This window comes from Streptomyces rugosispiralis, assembly GCF_024505145.1.
GTDB lineage: Bacteria > Actinomycetota > Actinomycetes > Streptomycetales > Streptomycetaceae > Streptomyces > Streptomyces rugosispiralis.
The window spans coordinates 108,694-122,961 of record NZ_JANIAA010000012.1 but is presented as its reverse complement, the minus strand read 5'-3'; the positions used below and the strand labels follow the sequence as shown (position 1 = coordinate 122,961).

At 71.7% G+C, this 14,268-nt stretch carries 13 protein-coding genes; 10 read left to right on the top strand and 3 right to left on the bottom strand.

The window, feature by feature from the left end:
* Positions 1 to 28: 28 nt before the first annotated feature.
* Positions 29 to 532 (bottom strand): ATP-binding protein, encoded by a 504-nt coding sequence (locus tag NP777_RS20455; RefSeq protein ID WP_121824507.1) that lies wholly within the window; start codon positions 530 to 532, stop codon positions 29 to 31.
* A gap of 201 nt (positions 533 to 733) precedes the next feature.
* Here NP777_RS20455 and NP777_RS20450 point away from each other — a divergent pair, with 201 nt between their 5' ends.
* From NP777_RS20450 to NP777_RS20410, 9 genes are all read left to right on the top strand, one after another.
* Entirely contained in the window at positions 734 to 1,552 is an 819-nt protein-coding gene (locus NP777_RS20450; protein WP_256651612.1) for a hypothetical protein, read from the top strand.
* Positions 1,553 to 1,648: 96 nt separating this feature from the next.
* Entirely contained in the window at positions 1,649 to 2,392 is a 744-nt protein-coding gene (locus NP777_RS20445; protein ID WP_391858545.1) for a YcnI family copper-binding membrane protein, read from the top strand.
* A gap of 142 nt (positions 2,393 to 2,534) precedes the next feature.
* Complete coding sequence (locus NP777_RS20440; RefSeq protein WP_256651611.1) at positions 2,535 to 3,194, top strand: SCO family protein; 660 nt, start codon at positions 2,535 to 2,537, stop codon at positions 3,192 to 3,194.
* Positions 3,191 to 3,682: a copper chaperone PCu(A)C gene (locus NP777_RS20435; RefSeq protein WP_256651610.1), complete on the top strand. Its 492-nt coding sequence runs from the start codon at positions 3,191 to 3,193 to the stop codon at positions 3,680 to 3,682. The genes NP777_RS20440 and NP777_RS20435 overlap by 4 nt, the downstream gene beginning before the upstream one ends.
* 6 nt (positions 3,683 to 3,688) lie before the next feature.
* Positions 3,689 to 5,890, top strand: a complete 2,202-nt coding sequence (locus tag NP777_RS20430) for a copper resistance CopC/CopD family protein (RefSeq protein ID WP_256651609.1) — start codon at positions 3,689 to 3,691, stop codon at positions 5,888 to 5,890.
* Positions 5,887 to 7,128, top strand: a complete 1,242-nt coding sequence (efeB, locus tag NP777_RS20425) for an iron uptake transporter deferrochelatase/peroxidase subunit (protein WP_256651608.1) — start codon at positions 5,887 to 5,889, stop codon at positions 7,126 to 7,128. Before NP777_RS20430 ends, efeB begins: the two co-directional genes overlap by 4 nt.
* Before the next feature lie 129 nt (positions 7,129 to 7,257).
* A complete protein-coding gene (pheA, locus tag NP777_RS20420) occupies positions 7,258 to 8,193 on the top strand; it encodes a prephenate dehydratase (RefSeq protein WP_256651607.1) in 936 nt (311 codons plus the stop codon).
* Between the two features lie 532 nt (positions 8,194 to 8,725).
* Entirely contained in the window at positions 8,726 to 10,003 is a 1,278-nt protein-coding gene (gene serS / locus NP777_RS20415; RefSeq protein ID WP_256651606.1) for a serine--tRNA ligase, read from the top strand.
* The gene (locus NP777_RS20410; protein WP_256651605.1) at positions 10,000 to 10,830 is read left to right on the top strand and encodes an HAD family hydrolase; all 831 of its coding nucleotides are present in this window, start codon (positions 10,000 to 10,002) and stop codon (positions 10,828 to 10,830) included. The genes serS and NP777_RS20410 overlap by 4 nt, the downstream gene beginning before the upstream one ends.
* Before the next feature lie 67 nt (positions 10,831 to 10,897).
* Here NP777_RS20410 and NP777_RS20405 read toward each other — a convergent pair whose 3' ends face one another.
* Both NP777_RS20405 and NP777_RS20400 read right to left on the bottom strand, forming a co-directional pair.
* Positions 10,898 to 11,347, bottom strand: a complete 450-nt coding sequence (locus tag NP777_RS20405; RefSeq protein WP_256651604.1) for a phospholipase — start codon at positions 11,345 to 11,347, stop codon at positions 10,898 to 10,900.
* 201 nt (positions 11,348 to 11,548) lie between these two features.
* Positions 11,549 to 12,553 carry an Lrp/AsnC family transcriptional regulator gene (locus NP777_RS20400; RefSeq protein ID WP_256651603.1) on the bottom strand — a complete coding sequence of 335 codons (1,005 nt, stop codon included), beginning with the start codon at positions 12,551 to 12,553 and terminating at the stop codon, positions 11,549 to 11,551.
* A gap of 153 nt (positions 12,554 to 12,706) precedes the next feature.
* On the opposite strand from NP777_RS20400, the gene NP777_RS20395 reads away from it, so the two are divergent.
* Positions 12,707 to 14,251, top strand: coding sequence for an MFS transporter (locus tag NP777_RS20395; protein WP_256651602.1), 1,545 nt, complete (start codon positions 12,707 to 12,709; stop codon positions 14,249 to 14,251).
* Positions 14,252 to 14,268 lie beyond the last annotated feature (17 nt).

The window sequence follows — 14,268 nt, the reverse complement described above, 5'->3', positions numbered from 1 at the left end:
TGCAGACGGCCGTCTGACGTCGCGGCGGTCATGACGCTCTGAGCAGCGCTCCTTCACGCCACTTGAGAATCTTGTCGAAGCTCACCACCACCCCGCCGCGGCCCGGACGGTCGCGGTAGCGGACATGGTCGGTGAGGGCCTCGATGAGAAAGAGCCCCCGTCCGTGCTCCGCCTGTGGCGGGGCCGGACTGCGCGGCTGCTGTGGTCTCGGCGCGCCCGCCGGACGCCGCTCGTTCCGGGTGCGGGCCTCGCGGCGGACGGTGCCGCGTCCGGCGAAGCCGGGACCGGAGTCGGTGACCTCGATACGGCAGGTGTCGCCGTCGATATAGGCCGTGACTCGATAATCCCCGCCCGTGCCGTCGCGACCCCCGTGCTCCACCGCGTTCGCACACGCCTCGGAGAGGGCGACCGACAGATCGTAGGAGATCTCCGGATCCACTCCGGCTGTCTCCATGGTGCCGAGGAGCAGTCGTCGTGCGAGCGGAACGCTCGCCGCCTCGCGGGGCAAATGGAGTGACCACCAGATGCTCATGCTCCAGCCTCCCGGCCGCGGCTCGACATACCGTTACGTATTGCCTGGGTCCATGGTCCGTAAGCGTGTTATCGACGTGACGCCGCTCATTCAGCGGACGCGCTCGATGCGCGAACCGGTGTATGGGCCTGTCCCGGTGTGCGCCGGTACGCCCCACCCGCCGTAGGGAACGCGTCCACCCAGTGGGATGATGGCGCGGCCATGGCTTCCCCTGTCGCCCGTGCCGGCGCCGATCTGCGAATGCTGCGGGCCGCGGTGTTCACCGCGGTCTGCGTCGTGCTGTCCGCGGCCGGGCATGTGCTGGGCTCCTGCGCCACCGTGCCGCTGTGGACGCTGGGCGTGGGCTGCGCGGCGATGTTCACGGTGGCGTTGACCCTGGCCGGGCGGGAGCGGTCGCTGCCCGGGATCGCGGCCGTGCTGGCCGTCGGGCAGCTGGCGCTGCACGCGCTCTTCGCGCTCGGGCAGGACCGGGCCGCCGCGGCCGAGGAGGCCGCCCATCGGGCCGACACCGCCCAGGGCCATGTGATCGGCCTGGCCGCCAGGCTGCTGTGCGCGTCGGGCCCCGGACGGCTCGACGCGGCGACGGCCCACCGGATCGTCGCCCACTCGGGCATCGACCCGGCCGCCGCGCACGGCGGTCCGCACACCATGCCGGCGCCCACCGCCCCCACGGGACAGGCGGCCGGGATGGAGAGCCTGCTGCCGTCGCTGCCCATGACCCTGGGCCATCTGCTCGCCGCGCTGGCCATCGGCTGGCTGCTGCGCCGGGGCGAGAAGGCCGTATGGCGGGCGGTGCGGCTGTCGGCGGGCTGGGCCCGAGGGGTGGCGGAGATCGCGCTCGTACGGGCGCTGCGCGCCGCCCTGAGACTCGTACGGGTGCTCCTGGCTCCTTCGCGGGCCCCTTACGGCGGGCCGTGCCGTCCGCGCGCGGCCGAGCGGGACGAGGGCGGGACGACGGCCCTCGTCCTCCAGCACAGCGTGATCAGGCGCGGACCGCCGGTCTGGGACCTCGCGGCCTGACCGACGCGACGCTCCTCCAGCGGGACCGGAGGGCGGCCGCGACGTCGCCGCACGCGCGCCCACCCATCTGATCATTCCTGTTCCTGGAGTGTTGACATGAACGCCATGCGTCTCCGCCGTCTGCCGGTCCTCGGATGCCTCACCGCGGGCGGCCTGGTGCTGCTCGCAGCGGGCCCGGCCTTCGCGCACGTGAGCGTGCAGCCCGGTGAGGCCGAGAAGGGCGGCTACAGCACCATCAACTTCAAGGTGCCCAACGAGCGCGACGACTCCTCCACCGTCAAGCTCGAGGTGACCCTCCCCGCGGACCACCCGCTCGCCTCGGTGATGCCCCAGCCGGTGCCCGGCTGGGACGTCAAGGTCACCAAGTCCAAGCTCGCCAAGCCCATGGAGATACACGGCGAGAAGATCAACGAGGCGGTCACCAAGGTCACCTGGACCGGCGGCAAGATCGAGCCGGGGATGTTCCAGCAGTTCCCGCTGTCGGTCGGCCAGCTGCCCGACGACGCCGACCAGCTCGCCTTCAAGGCCCTCCAGACGTACGACAACAAGGAGGTCGTGCGCTGGATCGAGGAGCCCAAGGAGGGTGCCGCCGAGCCCGAGAACCCGGCTCCGGTGCTCAAGCTGGTCGCCCCGGCCGAGAGCTCGGACGGCGCCGCCGCGGCGTCCGGCCAGGACAAGGGCTCCGAGAAGGCCGGAGCGGAGAATTCCGCCGCCAAGGACACCTCGGACGACAAGGACGGCAGCGACACCACCGCCCGGGTGCTGGGCATCGCGGGCATCGTCATCGGTGCCGCCGGTGTCGTCTTCGGCGTGGTCGTCAGCCGCCGCCGCTCCGCCTGACCGCCGACCGCTCGACCGCATGCGCGTAACCGCGGGTGACCACGGGTCCTGAACCGACCGCGTGATCCCGGCGGGGCGGCGGGTCCTCGTGCCCGCCGCCCCGCACGCCACCGATCCACCCCTCTCTTTGGAGAACAGCTCCATGCGCACCAAAATCCTGGCCACCGCGCTCGCCGCCGCCGCCGCGCTCACCCTCAGCGCCTGCGGCGGCTCGGCCGACGGGGGCAAGGGCGACAACGCCGCCGCCGAGGTCAAGGGCGGCCAGAAGTCGGGGCAGGCCATCGTCCTCGACCAGGCGAAGGCCAAGCCCGACATCGTCCTCACCGACACCGACGGCAAGAAGTACGACCTGCTGAAGGAGACCAAGGGCCGGCCCACCCTGCTCTTCTTCGGCTACACCCACTGCCCGGACGTCTGCCCGCTGACCATGAGCAATGTCGGCATCGCCGTGAAGAAGCTCCCCAAGGCCGAGCGGGAGAAGCTGCGGGTCGTCTTCGTCAGCACCGACCCCGCCCGGGACACCCCCAAGCGGATGCGCTCCTGGCTGGACGCCCAGGGCGGCACCGACTTCGTCGGCCTGACCGGCGACTTCAACACCATCGAGGCCGCCGCGCGGCCGCTGGGCATCTACATCGAGAAGCCGAAGAAGGAGAAGGACGGCAGCATCACCGTCAGCCACGGCGCCGAGGTGATCGGCTTCTCGCCCAAGGACGACAAGGGCCACTGGATCTACACGACGGAGGCCTCGGCGGATCGTTACGCCAAGGATCTGCCGAAGATCATCGAGGGGCGGAACCCGTGAGGGCGACCGGTCCCGGCATCCGTAAGGCGGCCGCCGTCGTCCTCACCTTCGGCCTGTCCGCCGCGCTCGCCGCCTGCGGGAGCGACGACGGAGGCGGGGACGGCGGGGACCACAAGGCCGCCCCGAAGCTGTCCGTGAGCGGCGCCTACGTTTCGCAGCCGCCCCTGGACGACATGGCCGCGGGCTACCTGACCGTACGGAACGCCGGCGGCGGCGCCGACAAGCTGACGTCCGTCACCACCCCGCTCGCCTCCGAGGTCACCCTGCACACCACCGAGGGCACCCGGATGAAGCAGGTGAGCTCGCTCGACGTGCCGGCCGACGGCCGGGTCCAGCTGACCAGCGGTGGAGATCATCTGATGCTGACAAATCTCACCCACCGGCCGAAGGTCGGTGAGAAGGTCAGCTTCACCCTTCACTTCGCCACCTCCGACCCCATCGAGATCAAAGTCCCGGTCGAGCCGACGACGTACCGCCCCAAGGACTGACGCCCGATGCCCTCGCTGACCTCCCTGGCCCCCGCCGGGCCCACCGCGACTCCCGCCCGGATCACCGCGACCGCCCGGCGGCTGATGGCGATCTGCGGCGCCCTGCTCGCCGCGCTGCTGTGCGCGCTGAGCGTGGGCGCTAGCTCCGCGTCCGCGCATGCCGCGCTCACCTCGACCGACCCCGCCGACGGCTCGGTGGTGAAGACCGCCCCCAGGGAGGTCACGCTGAACTTCTCGGAGGGCGTGCTGCTCTCCGGCGACTCGGTACGCGTGCTCGACCCCAAGGGCAAGCGCGTGGACACCGGGAAGACCGCCCATGTCGGCGGCAAGTCGTCGACGGCCGGCGCCGGGCTGCACTCCGGGCTGCCGGACGGCACCTACACGGTGGCGTGGAAGGCGGTCTCGGAGGACAGCCACCCGGTGAGCGGAGCGTTCACCTTCTCCATCGGCGCCCCGTCCAAGACCAAGGCGAAGGTGTCCACGGGCGACGCGTCCGACACCACCGTCAGCACGCTCTACGGGATCGGCCGGTACGCCGCCTACGGCGGTTTCGCGGCGCTCGTGGGCGGCTGTGTGTTCGCCGGGCTCTGCCGGTCCTCGCGTCCGGTGCGGAAGATCGCCGTGGGCGGCTGGGTGACGGTCTTCACGGCCAGCCTGCTGCTGTTGCTGCTGCGCGGGCCGTACACCGACGGCGAGGGGATCGGCGGCATCCTCGACCTCGGCAGGCTGGGCGATGTGCTGTCCACCAAGCCGGGCGCGGCGCTGCTGTCCCGGCTGCTGCTGCTCGGCGCGGCGGCGGTCTTCCTGGCCGTCCTCTTCGGCTCGTACACCCGGCGCACCGGCGAGGGGGAGGCGGACGCGCGGCGCCGCCAGGACCTCGCCTTCGGACTCGGCTTCGGCGGCACGGTGATGGCGGTGGGCCTCGCCGCGACCTGGGCGATGGCCGAGCACGCCTCGGTGGGCCTGCAGCGTCAGCTGGCCATGCCGGTGGACGTGATCCATCTGATCGCGGTCGGGGTCTGGCTGGGCGGTCTGGCCTCGCTCGCGGTGACGCTCCGGGCGGGCGAGCCGATCGAGCGGGCGGCCGTGCGCCGCTTCTCCCGGCTGGCCTTCGGCTCGGTGGTCGCCCTGGTGGTCACCGGGCTGTACCAGTCGTGGCGGCAGGTGGGCTCCTGGGGCGCGCTGACCGACACCGAGTACGGGCGATGGCTGCTGGTCAAGGTGGGTCTGATGGCGGTGCTGGTGGGCATCGCCGCCATCTCGCGCCGGTGGACCGGGCGCCTTACGGACGCCACGGAAGCGGCCGGGGCGGAGACGGGCGCGGCGACCAAGGCGAGCGCGGCGACCAAGGCGGACGCGGAGACCAAGGCGGACGCGGACCCCGAGGCGGGCGCGGAGACCAAGGCGGAAAGTGGTGCCGAGGCCGATGTCGAGGCCACGGCCGACGAGACCGAGACCGAGGCCGGGACCAAGGCGGCCAAGGCCGGGACCAAGGCCGCGGTCAAGGCCGCGCGACCGGTCCGTACCGGTACGGCCGACGCGGCGGTCGACACCCCCGCCGACGCCGAACCCGAGTCCGGCGACGGGCCCGGTGACGGCTCCGGTACCGGCGCCGCCGACGACGATCCCGTGCGCGCCGCCCAGCTCGCCCGTCAGCGGGCCGCCGAGGACAAGACCGCCACGCTGCGGGAGCGCGACGCCGACCGCGAGCGCAGCGGGCTGCGCCGGTCGGTGCTCGCCGAGACCATCGTGGCCGTCGTGCTGCTCGCGGTGGCCACCGTGCTCAGCGGCACCCAGCCCGGCCGGGCCGAAACCGAGCAGGCGAGCGCCCCGGCCGCAACCCCCGGCGGGCAGCTGAACGTCGACCCGGTGAGCGTGCTGATCCCCTACGACACGGGCCCCAAGAGCGGCCGCGGCAAGGCCGTGGTGATGATCGAACCCGCACTGCCGGGTGACAACGCGCTGCACGTGTTCACCACCGACCTGGCCGACCGCCCCGTGGACGTGCCCGAGGTCAAGCTGTCGCTGACGCTCAAGGACAAGGGGATCGGGCCGCTGCGCATCCCGCTGGAGCGCCTCTCGACCGGACACTGGAGCGCCAAGACCGTCCAGCTCCCCATGGCCGGCACCTGGCAGCTCTCCCTGACCGTACGAACCTCCGACATCGACCAGGTGACGGAGACCAGGAACGTGAAAGTCGCTCAATGACCACAGAGCAAGCACCCTCGTCCGGCATCTCCCGGCGGCGTCTGCTGGGCTCGGCGGGCGCCGCCGGAGCTGCCGGACTGGTCGCCGGCGGAGCCGCCGGAGCCTACGCGTCCGAGGCGACGCGGGACGCACCCGCGCCCCTCAGCTCGCTGGGCGCGACCGCCGTGCCCTTCCACGGCAGGCGCCAGCCGGGCATCACCACCCCCCTCCAGGCCCACGGCCACCTCCTCGCCTTCGACCTGGCGCCCGGTGCGAACCGTAAGGCGGCCGCCGCACTGCTGCGCCGCTGGTCGCGGACGGCCAAGGAGCTGATGGCGGGCGAGGCCCCACCGGACGACACCGGGATCGCGCTCGACGCCGGTCCCTCGTCCCTTACGGTCACCTTCGGCTTCGGCCGGACCTTCTTCGGCAAGGCGGGGGTCGAGGACCAGCGGCCGGAGGCACTCGCCCCGCTCCCCGACTTCGTCTCGGACGCGCTCGACCCCAAGCGCAGCAACGGCGATCTGTGGATCCAGATCGCCGCCGATGACGCGCTGGTCGCCTTCCACGCGCTGCGCGCCCTGCAGCGCGAGGCCGCGGACACGGCCCGGCTGCGCTGGCAGATGAACGGCTTCAACCGGTCCCCCGGCGCCACCGGCCGCCCCATGACCACCCGCAACCTCATGGGCCAGATCGACGGCACCAACAACCCCAAGCCGGCCGACGACGACTTCGAGCGGCGGATCTTCGTACCGGAGAGGGGCGAACCCGCGTGGATGGCGGGCGGTTCCTACGCGGTCGTCCGGCGCATCCGGATGCTGCTGGACTCCTGGGACCACCTCTCCCTGGAGCGGCAGGAGAAGGTGGTCGGCCGCCGCAAGTCGGACGGCGCCCCGCTGTCCGGCGGCACCGAGACCACCCCGGTTCAGCTCGACAAGGTCGACAAGAACGGTGCGCTGGCCATCGCGGGCGCCGCCCACGTCCGGGTCGCGGCGCCCGCGTCCAACCAGGGCGCCGCGATGCTGCGCAGGCCCTTCTCGTACCACGACGGCTTCCGCGACGACGGGGCGCCGGACGCCGGGCTGCTCTTCATCGCCTGGCAGGCGGATCCGATGAAGGGGTTCGTGCCGGTGCAGCGGAAGCTCGACCTGGGCGACGATCTGTCGCGGTTCCTGCGGCACGAGGCCAGCGCGCTGTTCGCGGTGCCGCCGGGCTGCGCCCCGGGGGAGTACGTGGGTCAGGCACTCTTGGAGGGATAGGAAAGGGGACGAGCCGCCCCGAGGCATCGCGTCCGAGGGGTGTCCATACGGGTGTCCACCATTCGAGTCGGCGGTCCGGGCCGACGCGGGTATCGTGGCGGTCTCGTCTGATCACAGGGAGCGACCGTGATGTCGGCCAGCCGCTATGCCTACCTCGGCCCCGAGGGAACCTTCACCGAGGCCGCGCTGCGGTCCATGCCGGAGGCCGCCACCCGGGAGCTGGTGCCGATGGTTTCCGTGCCGGTGGCGCTCGACGCGGTGCGCTCCGGAGCCGCCGCGGCCGCCCTGGTGCCCATCGAGAACTCGGTCGAGGGCGGGGTCACCGCGACCCTCGACGAACTCGCCACCGGCGAACCGCTGATGATCTACCGCGAGGTGCTGCTGTCGATCAGCTTCGCGCTGCTGGTGCGGCCGGGCACCGCGCTCGCGGACATCAAGACGGTGACCGGGCACCCGGTGGCCCAGCCCCAGGTGCGCAACTGGCTGGCGGCGAACCTCCCGGACGCCGTGTGGGAGTCGGCCGCCTCGAACGCGGACGGTGCGCGGCTGGTGCAGGAGGGGCGGTACGACGCGGCGTTCGCGGGCGAGTTCGCGGCGTCCACGTACGGTCTCGAGCCGCTGGTCACCGACATCCACGACGCGCAGAACGCGATGACCCGCTTTGTGCTGGCCGGCCGCCCGGCCCGGCCCGCCGCCCGGACCGGCGCGGACAAGACCTCCGTGGTGATCTGGCTCGGTGACGACCACCCGGGCGCGCTGCTGGAGCTGCTGCAGGAGTTCTCCGCGCGCGGGGTCAACATGATGCGGATCGAGTCACGCCCGACCGGCGAGGGCATCGGCCGCTACTGCTTCTCGGTGGACTGTGAGGGGCACATCACCGACCGGCGGGTGGGCTCGGCCCTGATGGGGCTGAAGCGGATCTGCCCGAAGGTGCGGTTCCTGGGCTCCTACCCCCGGGCGGGTGTGACGGCCGACGACTTGGCACCGCTGCGGCACGGGACGTCGGACGAGGCGTTCACGGAGGCGGCGGAGTGGCTGGCCCGCTGCCAGGACGGCCGGGCCTGAGCCCGTCAACAGAATCGCTGCGGAAAAGTTATCCACAGGCTGATGGGTCATGCTGGGGATAAGTCGACATCCTCAATCCGGCACAGCGGACACATCGCGACACTCTCCGCATTTATCACCATCACCTGACATCACACACCTGTCACCTCAATTCACTCGACCAACTCTTTGGAGTGAGGGATTCCTCTCTTGTGGAGTGTGTGAACGCGGTTTGATAGGGGAATCCATCGCCGAGCATCTGGGCGGCCTTAACGATCACTGCGGCATCCACAGAACTCACACACAGCCTGTGGATAACTTCGGGGATTCCCCCCAGGCCTGTGGACAACCAAGCCCCAACTCACCCTGTGCACAAGGGAAGAAGGTCGACCCGACGCCGCCTCTTTGCCCCTTTTCGGGGATTGCGGAAGCATTCCTTGACGGCGGCCGTCACAGGAATTCCCCGGTTTACCCACAGCCCCAAAAGGGGGCAAAATGGGACGCAAAGGAATATCGCGTCGAGCACCCGAGGTCACACCGGTAACCTGGGGGCGTGATTGACCTTCGCCTGCTCCGTGAGGACCCCGATCGTGTGCGCGCCTCCCAGCGCGCTCGTGGAGAGGACGTCGGCATCGTCGACGCGCTCCTGACCGCCGACGAGCGGCGCAGGTCCTCCAGTGTCCACTTCGACGAGCTGCGTGCCGAGCAGAAGGCGCTCGGCAAGCTCATCCCCAAGGCCTCCGGTGACGAGAAGGCCGAACTGCTGAAGAAGGCGGGCGAGCTCTCCGCCGCCGTCAAGGCCGCCGACGCCGAGCAGGACACGGCCGCCGAGGAGACCCAGCGGCTCCTGCTCCAGCTGGGCAATCTGGTCCACCCCGAGGTCCCGGTCGGCGGCGAGGACGACTTCGCCGTCCTGGAGACCGTCGGCACCCCGCGCGACTTCGAGGCCGAGGGCTTCGCGCCCAAGGACCACCTGGAGCTCGGCGAGCTGCTCGGCGCGATCGACACCGAACGCGGCGCCAAGGTCTCCGGCTCCCGCTTCTACTACCTGACCGGCATCGGCGCCCTGCTGGAGTTCGCACTGGTGAACGCGGCGATGGCACAGGCCACCGCGGCGGGCTTCACCCCGATGCTCACCCCGGCACTGGTCAAGCCGAAGGCCATGGAGGGCACCGGCTTCCTCGGCCAGGCCGCCGAGGACGTCTACCACCTCGACAAGGACGACCTCTTCCTGGTGGGCACCTCCGAGGTGCCGCTGGCCGCGTACCACATGGACGAGATCCTGGAGGCGGACCGGCTGCCGCGGCGCTACGCCGGGTTCTCCTCCTGCTTCCGCCGTGAGGCCGGGTCGTACGGCAAGGACACCCGGGGGATCTTCCGGGTGCACCAGTTCGACAAGGTCGAGATGTTCGTCTACACGACGCCGGAGGAGGCCGAGGCCGAGCACCAGCGGCTGCTGGAGTGGGAGAAGCAGTGGCTGACCTCGCTGGAGCTGCCGTTCCGGGTGGTCGACCTGGCCTCGGGTGACCTGGGCTCGTCGGCGACGCGGAAGTTCGACTGCGAGGCGTGGATCCCGACGCAGGGCAAGTACCGCGAGCTGACCTCGACCTCCAACACCACCGAGTTCCAGTCGCGCCGGCTGTCGATCCGGATGCGCGAGGGCAAGCGGGTCCGTCCGCTGGCCACGCTCAACGGCACGCTGTGCGCGATCACCCGGACCATCGTCGCGATCCTCGAGAACCACCAGCGGGCCGACGGCTCGGTGCGGGTGCCCGAGGCGCTGCGGCCGTTCCTCGGCGGGCGCGAGGTCCTGGAACCGGTCGCGCGGTGAGCGGCGCCGACGTCCTTCCCTACCGCCTGGTCGCGACCGATCTCGACGGGACGCTGCTGCGCCCCGACCACACCGTCTCGGCGCGGACCCGTGACGCGCTCACCGCGGCCACCGCGGCGGGCGCCGCGCACATCGTGGTCACCGGGCGGACCGTCCCGGTGGCCCGGCACATACTCGACGACCTCGGCTACGAGGGGCTCGCGGTGTGCGGCCAGGGCGCCCAGCTCTACCACGCGGGCGAGCACCGGCTGCTGACCTCCGTCACGCTGGACCGCCAGGTGGCGCTGCTGGCGCTGGAGAAGATCGAGGCGGAGATCGGCCCGCTGTTCCTGGCCGCGGCCCGCGACGGGCTGGACGGCGAGGTGCTGTTCGGCGAGGGGTACCGGATGGACCACGACGGGATGTCCCTGGTGCCGTTCACGGAGCCGGCCGAGCTGTGGTCGCAGCCCATCAGCAAGCTCTACATCCAGCACGCCGAGCTGGGCGACGACGCGCTCGCGGACGCCGCCCGGACGGCCGCCGGGGGCCTGGTCGGGGTGACGATGGCCGGCACCGGGCTGGTGGAGCTGCTGCCGCTGGGGCTGACGAAGGCCACGGGCCTTTCGATGGCCGCGCGCCGGCTGGGGATGACCGCGGACGACGCGATCGCCTTCGGCGACATGCCCAATGACATCGCGATGTTCGGCTGGGCGAAGCACGCGGTCGCGATGGCCAACGCGCACCAGGACCTCAAGGCCGTCGCCGACGAGATCACCGCGTCCAACACGGACGACGGCATCGCCGTGGTGCTGGAGCGGCTCTTCCCGGCCGCGGCGGCGAGCAGGTGAACCGGCCGGATGCCGGTGCGGCCGCCTCGGCGGACCGCCCGGCATCCGGGCTCGGCAGTGGGGATCGTCAGCCGAAGATCTTGACCGCCTGGTAGTACGTCCAGGCCGTGGCGTCGCACGACGTCTTGGTGGCACCGCTGTAGGCGTTGCACACCCGCTTCAGGTCCTCGTAGAAGGCGCTGTCGAGGCGCGACTTGTTGGCGTCGAAGATGCCCATCGCCTTGTGGTTGCGGTAGCCGAAGTCATGCCGGGCGCAGGCGGTCTGGAAGGGGAAGCCGAACGGGTTGTCGGGGGAGCTGCTGCAGTAGTCGGTGGACCAGTCGAACTGGTAGGCGGTCCAGGCACCCTGGTTGTTCCGCGCCGCGAGCCAGGTGTTGTAGCTGCTGGCGCTGGTCTGGGTCCAGCCGGTGAGGACCTGCTGCTTGTCCGCGGGGACCGCCTGGGCGGGTGCGGCCAGGGCGATGGTGGCGGCCGCGGTGACCGCGGTGGCGGCGAGACTCGTGACGAGGCGACGCATTCGGGTTCCCTCCGTTTTTCCGTCTGACGCGCCCTCAAAAGCCCATGGCTGCACGAGGGGGCGGCGCGGTGTGATCCAGCGCACGCCAAGAGTTCGCCAGGTCCCTGACAACCGTCAAGATCTACATCGACGTAGAGATGAACAGAGTTCGACCACCGGAGTTTCGGAGCTTCCTCCAACTACCGCCGTGGAACGGGCTGTTCAGGAGGGGCGCCAGGGCACCTGGGAGGGAGGGGTGAGCAGCGGTCCCGGACCCTTGATCCTGCGGAGGATCGGGGAGGTCTCCATGTCCCGTACGGAGGGGAGTTCGGCGATACGGGTGGTCAGATAGGTGTAGAGGGCCGGGACATCGGCGCAGACCACGGTCGCCATCAGATTCTTCGTTCCGGTGGTCGCACATGCGAACGCCACCTCGGGGTGGTCGGCGAGTCGCTGCCCGGTGGCGGCGAGTTCCGAAGGCCGTACCGACAGCCACATCGTGGTGGTGACGGTCTGGCGGAACATCCGGTTGGTGTAGACGACGTCGAAGTACAGGGTGCCGTCGGCGCGCAGCTCGGCCAGCCGGCGGCGCACCGTGGACTGCGACCAGCCGGTGGCGGCGGTCAGTTCGGCCAGCGGAGCCCGCCCGTCCCGCGCGAGGACGTCCAGCAGCTTGCGGTCCTCGGCGCTCACCGGTCGGCGCGGGCCCTTCGACCGGTCCACGACGGGCGGGCGCAGCCGCCGGATCTGCTCGGCTGTCAGCGCGTCGGACTTGTTGACCAGGTTCTGCTCCCCGCCGTAGTACTCATGCAGTACGCAGTGCGCGCTCACCCCCACCACCCGTGGGGTCTGCGGGAGTTTGCGCAGCAGCAGGGCGTCGCTGTCCTGCCCGGACGCCGCCCGCGTCGACGCGGCGACCTCGGTGCCGTCGGAGAGCACATGCACCCAGGACGTGTCGGGCCGCCGGGCCAGCGCCTCGGCCACCGGGAGGGCGGCGTCCGGCAGACACCGCACCCGCACCAGCCAGACCACCTCGCCGACCGCCGCCGGATCGGTGAGCCCCAGCACCCGGAGCGCTCCCGTCGTCCGCAGCCGGGTGTAGCGGCGGGCCACGGTCTGGTCGGAGACGCCCAGCACCTCGGCGAACCGGCTGAAGGGGGCCCGGCCGTCGAGTTGGAGGGCGTGCACCAGCGCCCGGTCCAGGTCGTCGTACGCGTCGGATTCCACCGCACAAAGCTAGCGGCTGTCGGATATCGCCGCCGGAGTCGGGGCCGGCTGGGAGAAGCGGCCGGGCCGGGGCGACCGTAAGAGCCGCGGGAACCGCCCTCGGGGCCGGCCCCGCCTCCCCTTGTCGGAATGTGCCGGATCCCGGAGTCAGTCATGCGCAGATCATGGTGGCCGCTCGCCGCCATCACCCTCGGCAACTTCATGCTGTTGATAGACGTCACGATTGTGAACACCGCGCTGCCCCAGGTGGCACGGGGGCTGGACGCGTCCTTCACCTCCCTCCAATGGGTGATGGACATCTACGCGCTGGCGCTGGCCGCGCTGCTGATGGTGGCCGGATCGGCGGCGGACCTCTTCGGACGGCGGCGGCTGTACCTCGTCGGCCTCGCGGTGTTCGCGATCTCCTCCCTGGCCTGCGGTCTGGCACCGGACGCCGGGGTGCTGATCGCGGCCCGCGCCGTGCAGGGGGCGGGGGCCGCGGCCATGTTCGCCACCAACACCCCGCTGCTGATGGCCACGTACTCAGGACGCGACCGCGGTATCGCCTTCGGCGTGTGGGGCGGTACGAGTGGGGCGGCCGCGGCGGTCGGCCCGGTGCTGGGCGGGGTGCTGACCGAGTATGTCGACTGGCGCGCGATCTTCCTGGTCAATCTGCCGCTGACGGCGATCGCGGTGTGGATCACGGTCCGCTCCATCGAGGAGTCGCGCGGCGCGGCGGGGGTGCGCATCGACTGGCCGGGCGCCGCCACGTTCACCGTGTGCGCCGGGGCGCTGACGTACGGGCTGATGCGCGGCGGCGAGGAGGGCTGGGCCGACACCGGCACGGTCACCGCGCTGGTGGCGGCCGCGGTCGCGCTGCTCGCCTTCGTCCTGCTGGAGCGCGGGAAGCGGCAGCCGCTGCTGGACCTGGGGCTGATGCGCCGCCCGACGTTCGCGGTGCTGATGGCGGCGGCCCTGCTGCTCCAGGCGGCGGCCTTCCCGTATCTCACCTACGCCGGGCTGTGGCTGCAGACGGTGCTGGGGATGAGCCCGGTGCAGGCGGGGCTCGCGGTGACGCCGATGGCGGGCGTCTCGCTGGTCGTCGGCGCGGCGGGCGGACGGCTGCTCGACCGGGTCGCCCCCGGGCGGGCGCTGGGTGTCGGACTGCTGCTGGTGGGCGCGGGCGCGCTGGTCAACGCGGCGATGGTGACCCCGGACACGGACTGGACCGCCTTCGTCCCCGGTCTGGCCCTGGCCGGTCTGGGGATCGGCCTGGCCATGCCGGTGCTGGTCTCGGCGGCCCTCGGCTCGGCCCCGCCGGAGCGTGCGGGCATGGCCAGCGGCGCGGTGAACACCTTCCGGCAACTGGGCTACGCACTGGGGATCGCCGTCCTGGGCACGGTGTTCGCGACGCGGGTGCGAGACATGGTGGACGGCGGCGACACCGTCCCGGCCAGCGCGGCCGGGCGGGCCGCCGAGGCCATCAGCGGCGGCCACGCCGACGCCGTGATCGCCGCCGCGCCCCCGGCACGGGCGGACGCGGCGCGCACCCTGGTCCACGAGTCGTTCGCGGCCGGTCTCGACCGCATCTGCGTCATCGCCGGCATCGCGGCCCTGGCGGCGGGCCTCCTGGTCCTTGCCATCGTCCGCGGCGGCCCCGGCGGCACGCCCCCGAAGCCGACCCCCGAGAAATCCCCGTCGGAGCCGGTCCACGCCTGAGCGGTGGCCGACGCGAT